The 21,023-nt window shown below is 68.4% G+C and carries 20 protein-coding genes and 1 riboswitch; of the genes, 6 read left to right on the top strand and 14 right to left on the bottom strand.

Features of this window, described 5'->3' with window-relative positions; all coding sequences use genetic code 11:
- Positions 1-303: 303 nt before the first annotated feature.
- Positions 304-1,665 (bottom strand): NYN domain-containing protein, encoded by a 1,362-nt coding sequence (locus J7E87_RS31205; protein WP_215097972.1) that lies wholly within the window; start codon positions 1,663-1,665, stop codon positions 304-306.
- A gap of 35 nt (positions 1,666-1,700) precedes the next feature.
- Complete coding sequence (locus J7E87_RS31200; RefSeq protein WP_215097971.1) at positions 1,701-1,943, bottom strand: hypothetical protein; 243 nt, start codon at positions 1,941-1,943, stop codon at positions 1,701-1,703.
- Between the two features lie 150 nt (positions 1,944-2,093).
- On the opposite strand from J7E87_RS31200, the gene J7E87_RS31195 reads away from it, so the two are divergent.
- Positions 2,094-2,837: a rhomboid family intramembrane serine protease gene (locus tag J7E87_RS31195; RefSeq protein ID WP_215097970.1), complete on the top strand. Its 744-nt coding sequence runs from the start codon at positions 2,094-2,096 to the stop codon at positions 2,835-2,837.
- A complete protein-coding gene (locus J7E87_RS31190; RefSeq protein WP_215097969.1) occupies positions 2,834-3,115 on the top strand; it encodes an Lrp/AsnC family transcriptional regulator in 282 nt (93 codons plus the stop codon). The genes J7E87_RS31195 and J7E87_RS31190 overlap by 4 nt, the downstream gene beginning before the upstream one ends.
- A 378-nt stretch (positions 3,116-3,493) precedes the next feature.
- On the opposite strand, the gene J7E87_RS31185 is transcribed toward J7E87_RS31190, so the two are convergent.
- The 6 genes from J7E87_RS31185 to J7E87_RS31160 all read right to left on the bottom strand — a co-directional run bounded on the left by J7E87_RS31185 (position 3,494) and on the right by J7E87_RS31160 (position 10,824).
- Positions 3,494-4,996 carry an aminotransferase class V-fold PLP-dependent enzyme gene (locus J7E87_RS31185; protein WP_215097968.1) on the bottom strand — a complete coding sequence of 501 codons (1,503 nt, stop codon included), beginning with the start codon at positions 4,994-4,996 and terminating at the stop codon, positions 3,494-3,496.
- Positions 4,997-5,227: 231 nt separating this feature from the next.
- Positions 5,228-5,345: riboswitch (SAM riboswitch) on the bottom strand.
- Positions 5,346-5,456: 111 nt separating this feature from the next.
- Entirely contained in the window at positions 5,457-6,521 is a 1,065-nt protein-coding gene (gene trpD / locus J7E87_RS31180; RefSeq protein WP_215097967.1) for an anthranilate phosphoribosyltransferase, read from the bottom strand.
- A gap of 124 nt (positions 6,522-6,645) precedes the next feature.
- Positions 6,646-8,271, bottom strand: a complete 1,626-nt coding sequence (locus J7E87_RS31175; RefSeq protein ID WP_215097966.1) for a cytochrome bc complex cytochrome b subunit — start codon at positions 8,269-8,271, stop codon at positions 6,646-6,648.
- Positions 8,268-9,320, bottom strand: a complete 1,053-nt coding sequence (locus J7E87_RS31170) for a ubiquinol-cytochrome c reductase iron-sulfur subunit (RefSeq protein WP_215097965.1) — start codon at positions 9,318-9,320, stop codon at positions 8,268-8,270. The genes J7E87_RS31175 and J7E87_RS31170 overlap by 4 nt, the downstream gene beginning before the upstream one ends.
- A complete protein-coding gene (locus J7E87_RS31165; RefSeq protein ID WP_215097964.1) occupies positions 9,317-10,126 on the bottom strand; it encodes a c-type cytochrome in 810 nt (269 codons plus the stop codon). Before J7E87_RS31165 ends, J7E87_RS31170 begins: the two co-directional genes overlap by 4 nt.
- 77 nt (positions 10,127-10,203) lie before the next feature.
- On the bottom strand, positions 10,204-10,824 hold the full coding sequence (locus J7E87_RS31160; RefSeq protein WP_215097963.1) for a heme-copper oxidase subunit III: 621 nt from the start codon (positions 10,822-10,824) through the stop codon (positions 10,204-10,206).
- Between the two features lie 168 nt (positions 10,825-10,992).
- On the opposite strand from J7E87_RS31160, the gene J7E87_RS31155 reads away from it, so the two are divergent.
- Positions 10,993-11,394, top strand: coding sequence for a hypothetical protein (locus J7E87_RS31155; RefSeq protein WP_215097962.1), 402 nt, complete (start codon positions 10,993-10,995; stop codon positions 11,392-11,394).
- A 58-nt stretch (positions 11,395-11,452) separates the two neighbouring features.
- Here the strand turns inward: J7E87_RS31155 and J7E87_RS31150 are convergent, their stop codons facing one another.
- The 4 genes from J7E87_RS31150 to coxB form a co-directional block, all read right to left on the bottom strand.
- On the bottom strand, positions 11,453-12,709 hold the full coding sequence (locus tag J7E87_RS31150; protein ID WP_215097961.1) for an Ig-like domain-containing protein: 1,257 nt from the start codon (positions 12,707-12,709) through the stop codon (positions 11,453-11,455).
- 119 nt (positions 12,710-12,828) lie between these two features.
- The gene (locus J7E87_RS31145) at positions 12,829-13,227 is read right to left on the bottom strand and encodes a cytochrome c oxidase subunit 4 (RefSeq protein ID WP_215097960.1); all 399 of its coding nucleotides are present in this window, start codon (positions 13,225-13,227) and stop codon (positions 12,829-12,831) included.
- Complete coding sequence (gene ctaD, locus J7E87_RS31140) at positions 13,224-14,960, bottom strand: cytochrome c oxidase subunit I (RefSeq protein ID WP_215097959.1); 1,737 nt, start codon at positions 14,958-14,960, stop codon at positions 13,224-13,226. Before ctaD ends, J7E87_RS31145 begins: the two co-directional genes overlap by 4 nt.
- A complete protein-coding gene (gene coxB / locus J7E87_RS31135; RefSeq protein ID WP_215097958.1) occupies positions 14,957-15,913 on the bottom strand; it encodes a cytochrome c oxidase subunit II in 957 nt (318 codons plus the stop codon). Before coxB ends, ctaD begins: the two co-directional genes overlap by 4 nt.
- A gap of 249 nt (positions 15,914-16,162) precedes the next feature.
- Between coxB and J7E87_RS31130 the strand changes: the two genes are divergently transcribed.
- On the top strand, positions 16,163-17,557 hold the full coding sequence (locus J7E87_RS31130) for a cysteine desulfurase/sulfurtransferase TusA family protein (RefSeq protein ID WP_215097957.1): 1,395 nt from the start codon (positions 16,163-16,165) through the stop codon (positions 17,555-17,557).
- A gap of 116 nt (positions 17,558-17,673) precedes the next feature.
- On the opposite strand, the gene J7E87_RS31125 is transcribed toward J7E87_RS31130, so the two are convergent.
- Complete coding sequence (locus J7E87_RS31125; RefSeq protein WP_215097956.1) at positions 17,674-18,648, bottom strand: carbohydrate kinase family protein; 975 nt, start codon at positions 18,646-18,648, stop codon at positions 17,674-17,676.
- 131 nt (positions 18,649-18,779) lie between these two features.
- Between J7E87_RS31125 and J7E87_RS31120 the strand changes: the two genes are divergently transcribed.
- Complete coding sequence (locus J7E87_RS31120) at positions 18,780-18,986, top strand: hypothetical protein (RefSeq protein WP_215097955.1); 207 nt, start codon at positions 18,780-18,782, stop codon at positions 18,984-18,986.
- A gap of 115 nt (positions 18,987-19,101) precedes the next feature.
- The gene (locus tag J7E87_RS31115) at positions 19,102-20,580 is read left to right on the top strand and encodes a hypothetical protein (RefSeq protein WP_215097954.1); all 1,479 of its coding nucleotides are present in this window, start codon (positions 19,102-19,104) and stop codon (positions 20,578-20,580) included.
- Positions 20,581-20,659: 79 nt separating this feature from the next.
- On the opposite strand, the gene J7E87_RS31110 is transcribed toward J7E87_RS31115, so the two are convergent.
- Positions 20,660-21,016: an iron-sulfur cluster assembly accessory protein gene (locus J7E87_RS31110; RefSeq protein ID WP_215098020.1), complete on the bottom strand. Its 357-nt coding sequence runs from the start codon at positions 21,014-21,016 to the stop codon at positions 20,660-20,662.
- Positions 21,017-21,023: the final 7 nt, after the last annotated feature.

Raw genomic sequence — 21,023 nt, 5'->3', positions numbered from 1 at the left:
TCGAGCCGCCTACCGGGCTGTGGGGGGTTCAATCCCCGGCGTCCGCACCTCGAGCCCTTACAGAGAAAGGGGCTGAACTGCACGAACTCGGCGGTTCCTTCGCTGTCGCCCCGGGTGGGCGATCAACCGCGCGAAGGTTCGAGAGCTAAACCTAGTGACCTTCTTGTGATCAGTTCAAATCCTGTCGAGAAAAATCTCGGCCACTGAGCGTTTTCTTTACTCGCATCACACGCGTAGTAATGGCCACTTGACACTACGTCTGTCAGAGAAGTAGCTAATTCGGTCATTTGGCACGGCAGTTAACTAGACGCGCGAAAGCCGCTTCAGCAACAATGTGGACGCGACGGGCCTCGCGCCCGCCTTCGCCACTCCGTCGGCGACTTCGCGGTCGGTGGAGACCACCACCACGGGCCGCCCCGGCGGCTCCGCCCGTACCAGCTGACGGATCAGTTCGTCAGCGGTCACGCCCGGCTTGGAGAACAGCACCCGCACTCCGCGCGGGGGCGCCAGCAGCACCGGGGCCGCCAGCTCCGCCCCGTCGAAGACACAGGTGATCTCGGCGCCGGTCTGCGCCGCCAGCAGCGAGAGACCGCCGAGCAGCCGCAGCCGCTGCTTCTCCAGCGGCATCGTCGGATAGCCGGTCTTGGTGACGTTGTAACCGTCCACCACCAGATGCGCCTGCGGCAGCGCGAGCAGCTGGTCGAGCAGGGCGGGATCGGTCTCGGAGAGCGCACGGGCCGCGATGTCCTTGGGCGACATACGGCCGGGCTCGACCGCGTCGACCGTGTCGGCGGGATGGATGGCGGCGGGCGGCAGGGCCAGTTCCCGGCGCAGCCCCTGGGCCGCGTCGAGCACCGTGTCCAGCAGCAGCCGCAGCCGCATGTCCTCGATCGAGCGACCCTCCCGAGCGGCCCGCCGGCTCGCCTCCACCGCGGCCTCCGCCTCGCCGAGGCGGGCCTTGAGCCGACGGCTCTCACTCTCGGCCGCCGAGACCTGGGCCGCGGCCTCCGACCTGATGGCCTCGAGATCGGCGTCTCTGCGGCGCAGAGCGGCCTCGCCGCGCTTCACATCGCTCTGGGCGCTGCGCAGCTTGCGCCGAAGCGTTTCGGCTTCCTTGCGGGCCGTCTCCAGCTCCGTACGCAGCCGCTCGGTCTCGCTCTTGATCAGGCCGCGCGCCTCCGTCAGCTCCTCACGCAGCCGCTCCAGCTCGCGCCGCCCCGCCTCGTCGGCACGCTCGGCGTTCGCGCGCAGGGCTTCCTCACCCGCGGCGGCGACAAGTTTCACCCATCCGGTGGGTCGCAGCACATAGGCGGCGGCGGCCACATCTACGGGGTCGGCGGCGGCGGGCGGTGATCCGGACTCCAGCGCCGCGGACAGCTCGGGCTGGGCCTGGCTGAGGCGCTCGCCGATGCGCTGGCGGAAGACCGGGTCGCTCTCCAGGGCGGCGGCCATCGCGTTGCCCGCGAATTTGGCGCGCCGGGTGGAGGTGAAGCGGGCGTACTGCCGTAGCTGGGCCGGAAGTTCGGCAACGGTCAGGCCGCCGAACGCGTCCGAGACCAGCGTCATGACCCTGCGCCGTACGCCTTCCGGCAGCGGGCGGTCGAGCGCCTCGGCGGCGTCACCGGCCGCACCGGCCGGCTCATCGCCGCTTGCAGGCTGCTCCACGATCCGTCACCCCACTACCCGTTCGGGCCGCTCCCTCAGGAGCCGGCGCCCGGCCTGTCCACCAGCTCGATCTGATCCACCGCGTTGCACCAACGGCAGCGCACCGACTCGATGGTCTCACTGACCACCTCGCGCTCCTCGACCGTCGGCTCTCCGGCCAGGTCCAGATGGACGTACTCGACGACCTTGGAGGAACGGGTGACATCGAAGCGCGTGAGGTTGCCGCAGAGGGTGCAGCGCCAGCGGGTACCGGCTGTCGGCCGGGGAACCGTCGTCATCGTGCCGTCCTCTTTCGTCGTGCGGATGCAGATGCCGCTGTGCGCCGTCGAACCGCGGATGTACTGCCCGTAACCCTACGGCCTCGCAGGTACCCCATGGCGCGGCGAGGCGCTCTGTACCGTTCAGCCCCACTACGCCATGCTCTGTCCATGATCAGTTGGCAGGGCGCGGCGCGGGGTGCGGTACGGGGCACGGTGACGGGGCCCGCGGTGACGTACGGCGTGATGGCCGTCTGCTGTGCGGTGTTCGTCCTCAGCCCGGTCTCGGGCCTCAACCCGGTGTACGGCACCGGTGACACACTGCTCGCCGCCCAGAGCGCGTACTTCGAACGCTGGGGTGTGATCCCCGCGGAGCTGCTGAGCACCTCCCCCGGCACCCTCGACCCGCTCCTCACTCCTCTCACCGCCCTCTTCGTCCACGGCAGCTGGCTGCATCTGCTCGGCAACATGCTCTTCCTCTATGTCTTCGGGGCGATGGCCGAGGAGCGCATGGGGCGGCGGGAGTTCGCCCTCTTCTATGTGGGCTGCGGCTATCTCGCGCTGCTCGCCTACGCGGCGGCCAACGCCGACTCCGAGCAGACCCTGGTGGGAGGGTCCGGGGCGATCTCGGGCGTGCTCGGCGCGTTCTTGTTCCTCTTCCCCAAGGCCCGGGTCACCAGTCTCTTCCCGTTCCTCTTCTTCCTGCCGCTGCGCTTCCCCGCGTGGATCGTGCTGATCTTCTGGTTCGTCCTCCAGTGGCTGGCGGCACAGGGCGCGGGCAGCGGCCCCGGCGTCGCGTATCTCGCGCATCTGGTGGGGTTCGGGGCCGGGTTCGTCTACGCCTGGGGACGATTCCGGCATGCGACTAGAGTGAAGGCCCCAGCAGCGGCCACCGAGGGAGAAAGCCAACCGTGATCACCGCGATCGTGCTCATCAAGACCAGCGTGGACCGCATCCCCGAGATCGCCGAGTCGATCGCCGCGCTGGACAGCGTCAGCGAGGTCTTCTCCGTCACCGGCACGTACGACTTGATCGCGATGGTGCGGGTGGCCAAGCACGACGACCTGGCGGACGTCATCCCGGGCCGCATCAGCAGGATCCCGGGCGTGGAGGGCACGGACACGCACGTGGCGTTCCGTACGTATTCGCAGCACGACCTGGAGGCGGCGTTCGCGATCGGCCTGGACTCGTAGCGCTTTCCGTTTCTCTCCCCGAACGCCGGACGGGCTGGAAGATCCAGCCCGTCCGGCGTTTGAGGACTGGGTGTCTCTCCACGCCAGCCAGGGCGTAGGTCTAGGGGTGTCCCTACCCGCCAGGGCGTAGGACTGGGTGTCTCTCCACGCCAGCCAGGGCGTAGGTCTGGGGGTGTCCCTACCCGCCAGGGCGTAGGGCTGGGTGTCCTCCCACGCCCGCCAAGGCGTAGGGCTGGGTGTCCTCCCACGCCCGCCAAGGCGTAGGGCTGGGTGTCCTCCCACGCCCGCCAGGGCGCAGGTGGGGGTCCCCCCACGCCGCCAGGCGCAGGTGGGGGTCCGTGGCGGAGCCCCAATGGCACGTGGCGGGTAGCCCTTACGTCACACGACCGGGACGCAGCGGCCGTCCTCCGTGCGGTAGTTCCACTTCGCGCCCTCGCGCACCAGCTCCTTCACCGCCCGTACGAAACGCTCCACGTGCTCGTCCGGCGTACCGGCCCCGAAGCTCACCCGGATCGCGTTCAGCGACCTCTCGCCCGGCTCCGCCTCCGGCGCTCCGCACTCGCCCGGGTCCTGCCCGTCGCCGCCCAGCAGGGTCCGCACCAGCGGGTGCGCGCAGAACAGCCCGTCCCGTACGCCGATGCCGTACTCCGCGGAGAGCGCGGCCGCGAAGTGCGAGCTGTTCCAGCCCTCGACAACGAACGAGATGACGCCGACCCGCGTGGGGGTCCCCCCAGCGGAACGCGAGGGGGAATCGTCCCCGAACAGCGAGAGCACCTTGACCTCGGCCACCTCGGCCAGGCCCCCGCGGACCTTCGCGACGAGCCGCTGCTCTCGGGCAAGAAGGTTGTCGAAGCCCGCCTCGGTGAGCGCCTTGCAGGCGGAGGCGATGGAGTAGACGCCGATGACGTTCGGCGAACCGGCCTCGTGGCGGGCGGCCGTGGTGTGCCAGTCGACGTCCACACCGCCGTCCGCGCGCCGCGCGACCTTGCGCGAGGCGCCGCCGCCCGCGAGGTACGGCTCCGCGTCCCGCAGCCAGTCCGCACGGCCGGCCAACACGCCCGAACCGAACGGCGCGTACAGCTTGTGCCCGGAGAAGGCCACCCAGTCGACGTCCAACTCCTGTACGGAGACCGGGTGGTGGGGCGCGAGCTGAGCCGCGTCGAGCACGATCCGCGCGCCGTGGGCGTGCGCGACGGCAGCGAGCTCCTTCACCGGCCACAGTTCACCGGTGACATTCGACGCACCGGTCACGCAGACCAGCGCCGGGCCGTACCCCTCTTGACCGGGCGCAGCGCGTTCGGCGAGCGCGCGCTGAAGCGTCCGCACCGCCTGAGCCGGCGTACGCGGCGCGTTCAGATACGTCACCCGGGCGTCACTCCCCCTACGCCCTGCGGCGTGGGTGGACTCCCACGGCAGCAGCGATGCGTGATGCTCGGTCTCGAAGACGAAGACCTGGCAGTCGGCGGGGATCACGGACGCCAGCAGGTTCAGCGAGTCGGTCGTGGAGCGGGTGAAGACGACCTGGTCGTCCGGGCGGCAGTCGAGGAACTCGGCGACCGTGTCCCGGCTGTTCTCGAACAGGTCGGTGGACAGCTGCGAGAGGTACCCGGCGCCGCGGTGCACGCTGCCGTAGTACGGGGCGTACCCGGCCACATCGTCCCAGACCCGCTGCAGGGCCGGGGCGCTCGCCGCGTAGTCGAGGGCGGCGTAGGTGACTTCGCCGCCGGTGACGAGCGGGACGGTGACGTCGCGGCCGAGGACCGCGAGCGGCGCGGCACAGGCGGGGTCGGACTCGGCGGGGGCGGGGGCGGGGGCGACAGCAGTGGCTACGGCGGTCGTGACGGAGGCAGCGGGGGCAACGGCGTTCGGGCGTGCGGACATGGCGGTATCTCCCGGCAGGACAGGGCTGGCGGTCCCCCCGACGAAGTTAGGGGGAGACTTCGGTGGAACCTGCGCGTCGGCGCTCAACGGCCGTTCGGCGCACAGGGGTTGCCTCGAACACACGGCACGACGGCCGCACGGAGGCGCACTGAAGAAGGGGCGATCAGCCCTATCGCATTCGCTTGCTCACGAGACTGCTCCCTTGAGGACCAGGACCCCAGGGTTCGCAGGGGTCCGCGCTTGCCGCAGACCTCACTGCCTACGGCCTGGTCTTCACCCGGGGCACCCCGCCACGGACGGAGGGTTGCCGGACAGCGAGCCGGGGCCGTAATCGCTGTCACTCATGACCTTGAAGAGCATCCTGCCATACGTCTCACCACGTGCAAGGCGGGGTCCAGTTCCTGAGACGGGAAGCCGAACCACGAAGCTGGACCACGCCTTGCCTCACGCCGTCGCGGCCTCAGGCGTTGCTCGCGGCCACCCACCGGTCGAGCACCGCTCTGGCCGCGCCCGAGTCGATCGACTGGGCGGCCCTTGAGATACCCGCCGCCAGCTGCTCGTTCAGGGTGCCGTCCGTCGGCTCCAGCGCGACGAGCGCGGCCGCCGAATTGAGCAGCACCGCGTCGCGTACGGGCCCGGTCTCTCCGCCGAGCAGCCGGCGCGCGACATCCGCGTTGTACGAGGCGTCGGCGCCGCGCAGGGCCTCGACCGGCACGAGGTCGATGCCGACGTCCCTCGGGTCGAAGGCCTCCTCGCGCACCGCCCCGTCCCGTACCACCCACACCCGGGAGGTCGCGGTAGTGGTCAGCTCGTCGAGGCCGTCGTCGCCGCGGAAGACCAGCGCCGAGGAGCCGCGCTCGGCCAGCACGCCGGCCAGAATCGGCGCCATCCGCTCGTCCGCGACGCCGGTGGCCTGCGCCTTTACCTTCGCCGGGTTGGTGAGCGGGCCGAGGAAGTTGAACGTGGTGCGGATGCCCAGCTCTTTGCGGGCCGCCGCCACATGCCGCAGCGCCGGGTGGAACTTCACCGCGAAGCAGAAGGTGATGCCAGCCTGTTCCGCGACCTGGGCAACCCGCTGTGGGGTGAGCTCGAGATTGACGCCGAGCTTCTCCAGTACGTCGGATGCGCCGCTCGCCGACGACGCGGCGCGGTTGCCGTGCTTGACGACCTTCGCGCCCGTCCCCGCGACCACGATCGCGGACATCGTGGAGATATTCACGGTCCTGGCGCCGTCGCCGCCGGTCCCGACGATGTCGACGCTCGGCCCGGGCACCTCGATCAGGTTCGCGTGCGCGTACATGGTCCGTACGAGACCGGAGATCTCCTCGACCGTCTCGCCCTTGGCACGCAGGGCGACCGCGAAGCCCGCGATCTGCGCGTTCGTCGCCTCACCGCTGAGGATGCGGTCCATGGCCCACGCGGTGGCCTCCGCGCTCTGGTCACGGTTGTCGAGCAGAGCGTTCAGCACCCCGGGCCAGGAGAGGTCCGCCACGCTGTCGCCGCCAACCGGGGTCACAACGTTCATGGTCCACTCCTGGGTCCACAGCCGAACAGGGATGAGTCCACCCTATCCAGCCCGGCAGACAGCGAAGAGCCCCGTCCGGCGAATGGACGGGGCTCCCCTGCGGCGACCTCGCGGTCGGGTGGGATCAGTGGTGGCCGTGGCCGCCCGTGATCTCCTTGAACTCCTCGACCGAGGGCTTGGGGATATAGGTGTCCGGCCCGTAGTAGCCCTTGCTGAGCTTGGCCCTCAGCTTGTCCTTGAGCTTGACCTTGCGCCGGACGCCGTTCTCGTCGACCGTCGGGCCGATCTCGGCCGGCTTGTACTGCTCGTGCGCAGTGAGCGTGTACAGCTCTTCCTGCGAGAGCGGCTCGTGGATCTCGACGAACTCACCGTGCGGCAGGCGCTTGATGATGCCCGACTCGCGTCCGTGCAGAATCTTGTCACGGTCGCGGCGCTGGAGACCGAGGCAGATCCGCTTGGTGATGATGAAGGCGAGGACCGGGCCGACGAAGAAGGCGATCCGGGCGAACCAGGTGATGCTGTTGATCGACATGTGGAAGAAGATGGCGACCAGGTCGTTTCCACCGGCGATCAGCAGGATGACGTACCAGGTCAGCCACGCCACACCGAAGCCCGTACGGGTCGGGACGTTGCGCGGGCGGTCCAGGATGTGGTGCTCGCGCTTGTCCCCGGTGATCCAGGACTCGACGAACGGGTAGACCGCGATCACCGCAAGGATCATCGGGAAGATCATCAGCGGGATGAACACGCCCAGGGCAAGAGTGTGGCCCGCGAAGTTGATCTCCCAGCCGGGCATGGCCCGGATCAGACCCTCGGAGAAGCCCATGTACCAGTCCGGCTGAGCGCCGGTGGAGACCTGGTCCGGACGGTAGGGGCCGAGCGCCCAGATCGGGTTGATCGAAGCGACCGCCGAGATGATCGAGATGATGCCGAAGACCAGGAAGAAGAAGCCTCCGGCCTTGGCCATGTAGACCGGCAGCAGCGGCATGCCGACGACGTTGTTGTTCGTACGTCCGGGGCCCGCGAACTGCGTGTGCTTGTGGTAGAAGACCAGGATCAGGTGGGCGACCAGCAGGCCCATCATGATTCCCGGCAGCAGCAGGACGTGGATCGAGTAGAACCGGCTCACGAAGTCCCCGCCGGGGAACTCTCCACCGAAGAGGAAGAACGACATGTACGTGCCGACGATCGGCATGGACAGGATCGCGCCCTCCATGAACCGGACACCGGTACCGGACAGCAGGTCGTCCGGGAGCGAGTAGCCGGTGAAGCCGGTGAACATGCCCAGCACCAGCAGCAGGAAGCCGAACAGCCAGTTGATCTCACGCGGCTTGCGGAAGGCGCCCGTGAAGAAGACGCGCATCATGTGCACGAGCATGGCCGCGATGAAGATCAGTGCCGCCCAGTGGTGGATCTGCCGGATCAGCAGACCGCCGCGGACGTCGAAGCTGATGTCCAGCGTCGAGGCGTACGCCTCGGACATCCGGATGCCCTGCATCGGCACATACGTGCCCTCGTACACGACCTCGTTCATGCTCGGGTGGAAGAACAGCGTCAGATACACACCCGTCAGGATGATGATGATGAAGCTGTAGAGGGCGATCTCACCCAGCATGAAGGACCAGTGGTCCGGGAAGATCTTCCGCATGTTGGCCTTGGCCAGGGAGTAGATCCCGAGCCGGCCGTCCGCCCAGTCGGCGACCCGCTCACCCGCGGGTGCCTTGCGGTTCGTCTCAGATGTAGTACTCATCCGCGCTCCCAGAAGGAAGGACCGACGGGCTCATCGAAGTCGCCGAGCGCCTCGAGGTTGCCCTCGGCGTTCACGCCGATCCGCAGCTGCGGGAGGGCGTGGCCGGCCGGGCCGAAGATGACGCGGGCGCCGTCGGCGAGGTCGAAGGTGGACTGGTGGCAGGGGCAGAGCACGTGGTGCGTCTGCTGCTCGTACAGGCTGATCGGGCAGCCGACGTGGGTGCAGATCTTCGAGTACGCCACGATGCCCTCGTGCGACCACTCGAGTTCGCGCTTGTCCTTGATGTCGTCCGGCTGAATCCGGACGATCATCAGGGCAGCCTTGGCGATTTGCTTCTGGAAGTCGTGACTGTCCTCCTCCAGGCCCTCGGGCATGGCGAAGGTCAGCGAACCGACGACGACGTCCTCGGGACGCAGCGGCTCATTCGTGTTCATGTTGATGAGCTGCTTGCCCTTGGCCCACAAGGTGGTCCGCAGCTTCTTCTCGGGCAGCGGGCCCAGGTCACGCAGAAGCATCACGCCGGAGAGCGGCACCAGCGCCAGCGCGCCGAACATGGTGGTGCGGATCAGCTTGCGCCGGCCCATGGCGGACTCCTCGGCACCCGCCGCGAAGTCGGCCATCACCTTGGCCCTGACCTCGGGCGGGGCCGCGATGGCGTGCCGATCGTCGGCGACCTCCACATCGGACATCAGGGTGCGGGCCCAGTGGACCGCGCCCGCGCCGATGCAGAAGAGCGCGACGCCGAGCGAGGTGCCCAGCGCGAAGTTGAGCGCGCTCACATTCCCGATCGGCCAGATAAACACGATCTTGTCGACCGGGAAGATGACGTACGAGGCGATGAAGGCGATGGTGGCCAGCATCGACAGCGTGAACAGGAAGGCGACCGCACGCTCGGAGCGCTTGGCGGCCCGCTCGTCGATGTCCTGGATACGCGGCTTGTGGGCCGGCAGCCCCGGGTCCGCGAACGGATCGTCGGCGACCTTTACCGCGCCGTGCGCGGCGTCCTGCTCGGCAGGCACGTTCTCTCGTGGATTCTCTTGGCTACTCATGACTTCTTGGCCTTAGCGGTGTGGGCCGCGACCCAGACGGCAACTGCGATCAGTGCACCCAGCCCGAAGACCCAGCCGAACAGACCCTCGCTGACAGGGCCGAAGCCACCCAGCTTGAGGCCGCCGGGGCTCGCGGCCTCATCGCTGTTCACAGTGTGGATGTACGCGATGATGTCCCGCTTCTGCTGCTCCGGCAGCGTCGAGTCGGGGAAGGAGGGCATGTTCTGCGGGCCGGTCTGCATGGCCTCGTAGACATGCTTGGGGTCCACGTCCTCGAGGTTCGGGGCGTACTTGCCGTCCGTCAGGGCGCCGCCCTCACCGGTGAAGTTGTGGCACTGGGCGCAGTTGGTGCGGAACAGGTCGCCACCCTTGGCGATGTCGGCACCCTTGGGGCTGTACTGCTTCTCGGTCGGCGTGATCGGACCGGCGCCAAGCGAGGCGACGTACGCCGCGAGCTGGTCGATCTCGCTCTGCGAGTAGATGACCTTCTTCTTCGGCACCTGGGGGCCGGGCTGCTGGGCCGGCATCCGGCCCGTACCGACCTGGAAGTCGACGGCGGCGGAGCCGACGCCGATCAGGCTCGGGCCGTCAGAGGTTCCCTGACCGCCGGTTCCGTGGCAGCTGGCGCAGCCGACGGTGTAGAGCTTCATGCCCTCCTGGATGGCGAGGGACTGGGCGGTGTCATCGGCCTGCGCCTTGTCCGCGGGTGCGAACGCGGCGTACAGCCCCCCAGTGGCCGCCAGCGCGAGGAGTAGGACGACGACCGCCGCCAAGGGATGGCGTCGTCGTGCGGAGAGCTTTTTCACGGATTACCCCGGTGTCAGGATCTTCTGCGTCGGTGCTTCTGGACTGTGTCTGCTTCAGGCAGCTGGCTGCCCGGCCGTTACTTGATCATGTAGATCGTGGCGAAGAGGCCGATCCAGACGACATCGACGAAGTGCCAGTAGTAGGACACGACGATGGCGGCGGTTGCCTGCTCGTGGGTGAATCTCCTGGCCGCGTAGGTCCTGCCGAGAACCAGCAGGAAGGCGATGAGTCCGCCCGTCACGTGCAGACCGTGGAAACCGGTGGTCAGGTAGAACACCGAGCCGTACGGGTTGGACGAGAGCGAGAGGCCCGCGTCCTTGACCAGCTCGGTGTACTCGAAGACCTGGCCTCCGATGAAGATCGCACCCATCACGAAGGTGATGCTGAACCACGTTCTGAGCTTCTTCACATCGCCCCGCTCAGCGGCGAAGACGCCAAGCTGGCAGGTGAGGGAGGAGAGCACCAGGATCGTGGTGTTCGTCGCCGAGAACGGGAAGTTCAGGTGATCCGCCTGTGTCTTCCAGAACTCGGCACCCATCACCGATCGCAGGGTGAAGTACATCGCGAAGAGGGCCGCGAAGAACATCAGCTCGGAACTCAGCCAGATGATGGTTCCGACGCTGGTGAGGTTCGGCCGATTGACCGACGGGTGCGCGTGCCCGGTTTCTACTGTCGTTGCTGTCGCCACGACCGACATTATGTCGGTCGCTTATCCCGCCCTCACTCCGGGGGGTGCCGTTCGGTGTGTCAGTCGGCTTTGTCCAGCCCGAACGGCCCATCGAAGCACTGCCCGAACTGCTGTTGACAGGGAGTCGGACGGAGTAGCATCCGCCGCATCGGTTCCTGATCCAACGACGGAGGAACAATGCAGGCGACTGCCACGGTGCTGGTCTACAGCGACGATGCGGGCACCCGCGAGCAGGTCCGGCTGGCGGCGGGACGCAGGCCGGCGGCCGACGTACCGCCGGTGGAGTTCCTGGAGTGTGCCACCCTTCCCGCCGTCCTCAAGGCGCTGGACGAGGGCGGCGTCGATGTCTGCGTACTGGACGGCGAGACGGTTCCCGCGGGCGGCATGGGCGTGTGCCGGCAGATCAAGGACGAGATCTTCAACTGCCCGCCTGTGCTGCTGCTGATCGGCCGCCCGCAGGACGCCTGGCTGGCCACCTGGAGCCGTGCGGACGCCGCGGCGACCCTTCCGGTCGATCCGGTGGAGTTCGCGGACTCACTGGCCGCTCTGCTGCGCGGCCGGCTCGGCGTCGACGCGTAGGACCGGGGCAGGCCAGGCGCGGGCCCCTCAGACCCCGGGCCCGTCAGACCTGGGCCCGTCAGACCTGGGGACGCAGCCGCGCCGCCTCCGCGGGGTCGCTGCCGTCCCTGGTGTCCGCCACCAGGGCGCTGCCCTTGCGCCACTTTTCCCAGCCCAGGTTCCAGTCGCCGAAGCCGTTGCCGAAGGTGTCCATCTCGTTCCCGTTGCTGTTGATGACCCTGACGATGTCGCCCTCGCGGACGGTCTTGAAGAACCACGCGGCGTTGCCGGTCGACATTCCGGTGCAGCCGTGGCTGACGTTGGCGTACCCCTGCGAGCCGACGGACCAGGGCGCGGCATGGACGTACTCACCGCTCCAGGTGACGCGAGTGGCGTAGTAGACGGGCAGGTCGTACGACTCGGAACTGCCCTCGGCTATCCCGATGCTGGTGCCGCGCATGCGTACGAAGTACTCCTTGCCGAGCACGACCTTGATGCCGTTGCGGGTGGAGAAGCCGGGCTTGCCCGTGGTCACCGGAATGGTGTTGATCACTTCTCCGTTGCGCAGGACCGTCATGTGGTGCGCTCCGGCGTCGGTGATGGCCTCTATTCGGTCCCCGATGGTGAGCTTCAGCGGTTTCGAGGCGCCGCCGTAGATCTTGTCGGAGACCTTGACGCCCTGGAGGTTGCTGGTGGCGCTGACGGTCGCGCCGGTGGGCCAGTACTCCTTCGGGCGGAAGTGCAGCTTCTTGTCGTCGACCCAGTACCAGGAGCCCTGTACGGAGGGCTCGGACTGGACCTTCAGGGCGCGTTCTACGACAGCCCTGGCCTCCTTGGCCTTGACCGGGGCGCTGAGCTCCGCGGTGATGGGCTGACCGACGCCGTACTTGCCCGCCTGCGGGCCGAACTTGACCGTCAGCAGCCGCTTGGCCGGCGATGTGTCGAAGGTGAGCGTACGAGCGCCCGGGGCGCCGTCCTCGTCCTCCGTGGAGACCTTCACGGTGTACTTGGCGCCGGCCGACAGCGGCGCGGTGGAGCGCCAGCGGGCGCCGTCCGCGGTGAGTTCGCCCGCCAGGTGGTGGCCCGAGTCGTCGGTGACCGTCACATCGGTGATCCGGCCGCCCTTGCCGCCTTTGGTGGTGACCTCGAGGGGCTTGTCGGGGTCCACCTTGGCGCGGCCTATTGGCGTATTGAAGGCGACCTGTTCGGCTGCGTCGAAGGGCTTCGCCGCGAGCGGGTGGCCGTCGGAATCGCCGCACGCGGTGGCGGCCGCGCCGAAGGACACGACCAGCAGGGTGCAGCTGAGAACGGTGCGGAAGCGAGGCGTGTGGTTCATAAGCACACGTTATGAAGATTGGTCTGCAACGGCGCGCGGAGTGACTGCAAACGAGGGGCCCGGATCCCCCTCAGGAGTGAGGGGGATCCGGGCCCGTCCCGCGTGTCGCTGACGCGGTGTTACTGGTTCTGGCTCTCACCGCGGTAGTACTCGAACACCCAGCCCCAGAGGCCGACCAGGATGATGGGGGCCGAGAAGTACAGCAGCCACCAGCCGAAGACGACGCCCATGAAGGCCAGGGCGCCGCCGATGGCCAGGGAGAACGGCTGCCAGCTGTGCGGGGAGAAGAACCCCACCTCGCCGGCCTCGTCCGCCACGTCGGCGTCCTTGTTGTCCTGCGCCATGGCGTCGGCCCGCCGGGCCGTGAAGGCCAGGTAGTAGCCGATCATGATGCTCAGGCCGAAGCCCAGGAAGAGCGCGGTGGTACCGGCCGGCTCCTTCGACCACACGCCATACACGATGGCCATGACGAGGATGAAGGCGCTCAGCCAGAGGAACATCTTGCCCTGGATCCTCACTTGCCTGCCTCCTTCTCACCGGCGATGACGCTGCCGCCGTGGCCGGCGTGCTCGAGCTGGTCGAGCGCCGCGATCTCCGGGTGGTGCAGGTCGAACGCCGGGGATTCGCTGCGGATCCTCGGCAGGGTGAGGAAGTTGTGCCGCGGCGGCGGGCACGGTGTCGCCCATTCGAGCGAACGGCCGTAGCCCCACGGGTCGTCGACCTCGATCTTCTTGCCGTACTTGGCCGTCTTCCAGACGTTGTAGAGGAACGGCAGGACCGACAGACCGAGCAGGAACGAGCTGATCGTGGAGATGGTGTTCAGCGCGGTGAAGCCGTCGGCGGCGAGGTAGTCCGCGTAGCGACGCGGCATGCCCTCGGCGCCCAGCCAGTGCTGTACCAGGAACGTTCCGTGGAAGCCGATGAACAGCGTCCAGAAGGTCATCTTGCCGAGCCGCTCGTCCAGCATCTTGCCCGTGAACTTCGGCCACCAGAAGTGGAAGCCGGCGAACATCGCGAAGACCACGGTGCCGAAGACGACGTAGTGGAAGTGCGCGACGACGAAGTACGAGTCGGAGACGTGGAAGTCCATCGGGGGCGAGGCCAGGATGACGCCGGTCAGTCCACCGAAGGTGAAGGTGACCAGGAAGCCGATCGTCCAGAGCATCGGTGTCTCGAAGGACAGTGAGCCCTTCCACATGGTGCCGATCCAGTTGAAGAACTTCACACCGGTCGGTACCGCGATCAGGAAGGTCATGAAGGAGAAGAACGGCAAGAGCACGCCGCCTGTGACGTACATGTGGTGCGCCCACACCGTCACCGACAGACCGGCGATCGCGATGGTCGCGCCCACCAGGCCGATGTAGCCGAACATCGGCTTGCGGCTGAAGACCGGAATGATCTCGGAGACGATCCCGAAGAACGGCAAGGCGATGATGTACACCTCTGGATGGCCGAAGAACCAGAAGAGGTGTTGCCACAGCAACGAGCCGCCGTTGGCCGCGTCGAAGATATGCGCCCCGAACTTCCGGTCGGCCTCCAGCGCGAAGAGCGCGGCCGCCAGCACCGGGAAGGCGAGCAGGACCAGCACACCGGTCAGCAGCACATTCCAGGTGAAGATCGGCATCCGGAACATCGTCATGCCGGGTGCGCGCATGCAGATGATCGTGGTGATGAAGTTGACCGAACCGAGGATCGTGCCGAAGCCGGAGAAGGCCAGACCCATGATCCACATATCGGCGCCGATGCCCGGCGAACGGACCGCGTCCGACAGCGGGGAGTAGGCGAACCAGCCGAAGTCGGCCGCACCCTGCGGGGTGAGGAAGCCGGCCACCGCGATCAGCGAGCCGAAGAGGTAGAGCCAGTACGCGAACATGTTCAGCCGCGGGAACGCCACGTCGGGCGCGCCGATCTGCAGCGGCATGATCCAGTTCGCGAATCCGGCGAACAGCGGCGTCGCGAACATCAGCAGCATGATCGTGCCGTGCATCGTGAACGCCTGGTTGAACTGCTCGTTCGACATGATCTGCGTGCCCGGACGGGCCAGCTCGGCGCGCATGAAGAGCGCCAGCACGCCGCCGATGCAGAAGAAGGCGAACGACGTGACCAGGTAGAGCGTGCCGATCGTCTTGTGGTCGGTGGTGGTGAGCCACTTCACGACGACATTGCCGGGCTGCTTGCGCCGTACCGGCAGCTCGTTCTCGTACGAGTCGTCAGCCGCGGCGGCACCCTGGGGTTCGTTGAGGATGCTCACAGTTGGTTCTTCTCCGCATTCCTGGCCGGGTCCGTCTGCTCGATGCCTGACGGGATGTAGCCGGTCTGCCCCTTCTCGGCCAGCTCCTTCAGGTGCTGCTGGTAGCGCTCCGGGGAGACCACCTTGACGTTGAAGAGCATCCGGGAGTGGTCGACGCCGCAGAGCTCGGCGCACTTGCCGAGGAAGGTGCCCTCCTGGCTGGGAGTCACCTCGAAGACGTTGGTGTGACCGGGGATGACGTCCTGCTTGAACAAGAAGGGGACCACCCAGAACGAGTGGATGACGTCACGGGAGGTCAGGATGAACCGGACCTTCTCGCCCTTGGGCAGCCACAGGGTCGGGCCCGGGTTGCCGGTCTGGGGATTCCGGGTGCCGGGGATACCGGCGTCCCAGACGCCGCCCGCGTTCGCCGGGAAGTCCTCGCGGAACTTGTCCGGGATGGCGTTCAGTTCCTTGTTGGTCTTGGCGTCACCCTCGGACCCTTCCACGTTCTCGACGTAGTTGTAGCCCCAGCTCCACTGGTAGCCGACCACATTGACCGTGTGGGCGGGCTTGGAGAGAGCGAGGATCTTCGTCTCGTCACGCGCGGTGAAGTAGAAGAGCACCGAAACGATGATGAGCGGAACCACCGTGTACAGGGCCTCGATGGGCATGTTGTACCGCGTCTGCGGAGGTACCTCCACCTTGGTGCGGCTGCGCCGGTGGAAGACGACACTCCAGATGATCAGACCCCACACCAGCACGCCCGTGACGAGCGCTGCCGCCCACGAGCCCTGCCAGAGGGAGAGGATCCGAGGGGCCTCTTCCGTTACCGGGGTGGGCATTCCAAGGCGGGGGAAGTCCTTGTATGTGCAACCAGAGGCGGTCGCCAGGACCACGCCGGCGGTCAGCACCTGGAGCAGCTTCCGCCGCATCGGGCGCCGCGACGAGCGGTCGGAGCCGTTGGGACTCACGTAGCGCCTTCCCGAGAGTCTCGGCCCGCGCGGCATGCCGCGGCCGTCACGCTGGTCGGTCGCCGGCCCTGACGCGGGCAGGGGTTTGGATGTTTATGCGGACCAAACCCTACTGGACGCTATTTGGGGTCGCGCGGGGAGGGTGCCCAACGCGCCGCCCGACACCCCGAAGGGGTGGAATGCCCCTGGAATCCCGGCCTCCGGCGGCCATCTGACGCCCCCTCCGCGTATGGGAGTTAGCGTGGCAGCGTGCCTTACTTCGACGTCGCCTCATCCGCTCCTCTGCACCCGGTTGCCCGGCAGGCCCTCCAGGCCTCCCTGGACGAGGGGTGGGCCGACCCCGCCCGGCTCTACCGCGAGGGGCGGCGCGCCAGGCTATTGCTGGACGCGGCGCGGGAAGCCGCGGCGGAGGCAGTGGGCTGCCGTCCGGACGAGCTCGTGTTCACTCCTTCGGGGACGCGCGCGGTTCACCTGGGAATTTCCGGCGCGCTCGCGAGCCGTCGGCGTGTCGGGCGCCACCTGGTCGTTTCCGCGGTCGAACACTCCTCGGTGCTCCATGCCGCGACCTCGTACGAGGGGGCGGGGGGCGGGGCGGACGGCGAGTCCGTGACCGAGGTCCCGGTGGACCGCTCCGGAGCGGTCTCCCCCGCCGCGTACGCCGCCGCCCTGCGTGATGACACCGCGCTGGCCTGCCTGCAGTCGGCCAACCACGAGGTGGGTACGGAACAGCCGGTGGCCGAGGTCGCCGAGGCCTGCCGGGCGGCCGGGGTGCCGCTGCTGGTGGACGCGGCGCAGTCACTGGCGTGGGGGCCGGTGGCCGGGGCCTGGTCGCTGCTCGCGGGAAGCGCCCACAAGTGGGGCGGTCCGGCGGGGGTCGGGCTGCTCGCCGTACGCAAGGGTGTCCGGTTCGCCCCCCAAGACCCCGCCGACGAGCGGGAGTCGGGGCGGTCGGCCGGCTTCGAGAACATTCCGGCGATCGTGGCCGCGGCGGCCTCACTGCGGGCGGTGCGGGCCGAGGCCGCGGAGGAGGCGGTACGGCTGCGGGCCCTGGTGGACCGGATCCGCGCACGGATCCCCGAGCTGGTCCCGGATGTGGAGGTGGTGGGCGATCCGGTGCGCCGGCTCCCTCATCTCGTCACCTTCTCCTGTCTCTATGTCGACGGGGAGACTCTGCTGCACGAGCTGGACCGGGCCGGGTTCTCCGTCTCGTCCGGCTCGTCCTGTACGAGCAGCACCCTCACACCGAGCCATGTGCTGCGGGCGATGGGCGTGCTCTCGGAGGGAAACGTCCGCGTCTCGCTTCCGCTCGGCACGCCGGAGGAGGACGTGGATCGTTTTCTCGAGGTCCTGCCGGGGGTGGTGGCGCAGGTACGGGAGCGGCTCGGCGCGCCGGTCACGTCTTCGGCGCAGAGCACGGCCGGATCGCTGATCGTCGACGCCCGGGGCAAGCGCTGCCCCATTCCGGTGATCGAGCTGGCGAAGGTGATCGGCGACGTGCCTGTCGGCGAGACCGTGACGGTCCTGTCGGACGACGAGGCGGCGCGGCTGGACATCCCGGCGTGGTGCGAGATGCGGGGGCAGGAGTACGTAGGGGAGGAGCCGGCGGACCGGGGTACGGCGTACGTGGTGCGGCGGCTGGCGTGATCTGCGGGTTCGCGGGGTGAGCCCTCAATCGCCGGACGGGCTTCTCAGCCCGTCCGGCGATTGAGGAGTGGGGGTCCCACCACGCCCGCGACGGCGTAGGCGGAGCCCCCGGTGCGTCAGTGGAGGTGCGCCCGGACGTCGGCCGCCGCGTCGTGGCCGTACGCCTTGGTGAAGCGGTCCATGAAGTGGGCCCGGCGCAGGGTGTACTCCTGGGTGCCGACCGTCTCGATGACCAGCGTCGCCACCATGCAGCCGACCTGCGCCGCGCGCTCCAGGCTCACACCCCAGGACAGGCCGGAGAGGAAGCCCGCGCGGAACGCGTCACCGACGCCGGTCGGGTCGACCTTCGCCTCCTCCTCCGGACAGCCGACCTCGATCCGCTTCCCGCCTGCGTGCTCGATACGGACGCCGCTGGCGCCGAGTGTGGTGACGCGGTGGCCGACCCTGTCCAGGATCTCGGCGTCGCTCCAGCCGGTCTTGGACTCGATGAGCCCCTTCTCGTACTCATTGGAGAAGAGATACGTGGCGCCTTCGAGGAGGGTGCGGATGTCGTCGCCGCTCATCCGCGCGATCTGCTGGGAGAAGTCCGCGGCGAACGGGATCGAGCGGGCCTTGCACTCCTCGGTGTGACGGAGCATCGCCTCGGGGTCGTCCGCGCCGATCAGGACGAGGTCGAGGCCGCCGACCCGGTCCGAGACGGCTTTGAGCTCGATCTGACGGGCCTCGCTCATCGCGCCGGTGTAGAAGGATCCGATCTGGTTGTGGTCGGAGTCCGTGGTGCAGACGAAGCGTGCGGTGTGCAGGACCTCCGAGATACGGACGGAGTCGGTGTCCACGCCGTGGCGGTCGAGCCAGGCGCGGTACTCGTCGAAGTCGGCCCCGGCGGCGCCGACCAGAATCGGACCGGTGCCGAGTTGGCCCATTCCGAAGCAGATGTTGGCGCCGACTCCGCCCCTGCGCACATCGAGTGTGTCGACGAGGAAGGAAAGGGAGACCGTGTGCATCTGGTCCGCGACGAATTGGTCGGCGAAGCGGCCGGGGAAGGTCATGAGGTGGTCGGTGGCGATTGAGCCGGTGACTGCGATTCGCACGGCTGGGACGCTCCTGAGGAGGGGGCAGCGTTGACAGTTAACGCTACCGGGTCCGGGCACCTGGGCTGAAGTGCGGAAACTACCCGATAGTAGGTCTTTTTACGAGACTCCCTGCTGCGTACGGTGCGGATATGACGAAGCCCATCGCCCCGCGCGAGTCGCGGGAGTCCGAGATCAGTCTGGCCCAGCTGCGCGGTGACTGCGCGCGCATGGCTCCGCACTGGGTGGTTCCAGCGGCCGCCGTGCCCGCGCCGGTGCCGCCGTCCCTCATCCACGGTGTCGTCGTGCCCGCCTCGTCCGCCCGGCTGATCGACGCGATGTCCGACTACGGCGACTGACGAAGAACGACGGCCGACGGCCGACGACTGAGGGCGCACGAGGGAACCGTGCGCTCCCCCGCTCCGTCCCATCTGTGTCCCCGTACAACGGGAACACGAGACAAGGAGCGATGCGGTGAGCAGCACGGAGAACACGCACGACATTCCCCGCCGCCGGCGTTCCCCGCTCGCCGTCGCTTCGGTGGCGGCGGCGGTGCTGGTCGCGGGTGGCGGCGGTGCGTACTTCGCGACATCCGGCTTCGGCAGCGGCGGCGGCGCGAGCGCCAAGGCCGGCGCGCAGCGCGACGCGAAGCCGCCGCCGCTTTCCCTGGACACTCCCACCGGCGGCCCCGGCATCGCACCCGGTGAGCCCGACCCCTCCGGTGGCGGGATCGTCTACCGGGCCGAGGGCAAGCTGCCGGACGGTCCGGACAAGGCACCCGTCCACCGTACGAAGGGTGCTGTCACCGCGGCCGAGGTGACAGCGCTTGCGAAGGCGCTGGGAGTGCCGGGCACACCGCGCCTGGACGGCCCGGCCTGGAAGATCGGGGCGGACAAGGACGGCGCGGGCCCGATGCTGCAGGTCAACAAGCATGCGCCGGGCACCTGGACGTTCGCCAGGTTCGGGGCTTCGCCGGGCGGTGACAACTGCAAGAAGGTCGATGTCTGCCCGTCCCGTGGCGACATGGGGACGACGAGCGAGGGCACGGCCCGCACCGTGGCGGTGAGCGAGGCGGCCGCGAAGAAGGCCGCGGCCCCCGTACTGAAGGCGCTCGGCCAGAGCGACGCCGCGCTGGACGCCCGCCAGCTGATGGGCGCGGTAAGGGTGGTGAACGCCGACCCGGTTGTCGGCGGACTGCCGACATACGGCTGGTCGACCGGGGTCCAGGTCGGCGCGGACGGTCAAGTGGTCGGCGGCAGCGGCCAGTTGAAGAAGCCCGTGAAGAGCGACGAGTATCCGGTGCTCTCCGCCGACGAGGCGCTGAAGCAGCTGAACAAGGCCGGCCGGGACAGCGGCACGATCGGTATCGGCGGCTGCGCCACGCCGGTCCCGCTGGAGGGCGAACAGAAGCCCGACGCGCCGTGCGAGCCCAAGGGCGAGCCGGCCAAGCCGGCCGGCCCCGAGCGGCTGACTGTCAGCGAGGCGGTTTTCGGGCTGGCCGCGCAGTACGTGGACGGACAGCAGGCGCTCGTGCCGTCGTGGCTGTTCGAGGTGAAGCCCAATGGGGGCGCCCAGCCGTTCACGGTCACGCACCCCGCGGTGGACCCGAAGTATCTGAAGGAGGCCACGCCGCAGCAGGACATCAAGCCGACCGAGCCGCCGCAGGATCCCGCGGCGCCGTCCGACCGGCGCGTCCTGTCGTACAGCGTGGACGGGCGGGACGGACGGACCCTGAGCGTGATGTTCTGGGGCGGGGTGTGCAGCGACTACGCGGCGAAGGCGACCGAGAGCGCCGGTCAGGTGAAGGTGACGATCACCGAGTCGAACCCGGATCCGAAGCGGGTCTGCATCATGATCGCCAAGGAGCTGACGGAGAAGGTGACCCTGGACAAGCCGCTGGGCGACCGGAAGGTCGTGGACGCGGCGACGGGTGAGGCCGTCCCGCGGAAGTAGCGCCACGTGCAAGATGCCCAGGCATGACGAAGGCGGCGGCCCTGATTCCAGGTGCCGCCGCCTTAGTGCGTACGCAGTTCTAGCTGAAGGAGTCGCCGCAGGCGCAGGACCCGGTGGCGTTCGGGTTGTCGATCGTGAAGCCCTGCTTCTCGATCGTGTCCACGAAGTCGATGGACGCGCCGCCCAGGTACGGGGCGCTCATCCGGTCGGTGACGACCTTGACACCTCCGAAGTCCTTGACGACATCGCCGTCGAGCGAACGCTCGTCGAAGAACAGCTGGTAGCGCAGGCCGGAGCAGCCGCCGGGCTGAACGGCGACGCGCAGCGCCAGGTCCTCCCGGCCTTCCTGGTCCAGCAGGGCCTTGACCTTGTCCGCGGCTGCGTCGGACAGGAGGATGCCGTCGCTCACGGTGGTGGTCTCGTCCGATACGGACATCTGCTTC

This window comes from Streptomyces sp. ISL-1 (genome assembly GCF_018614585.1).
In the GTDB taxonomy this organism is placed as follows: domain Bacteria; phylum Actinomycetota; class Actinomycetes; order Streptomycetales; family Streptomycetaceae; genus Streptomyces; species Streptomyces maoxianensis.
This window is presented reverse-complemented; position numbering and strand designations above follow the sequence as displayed.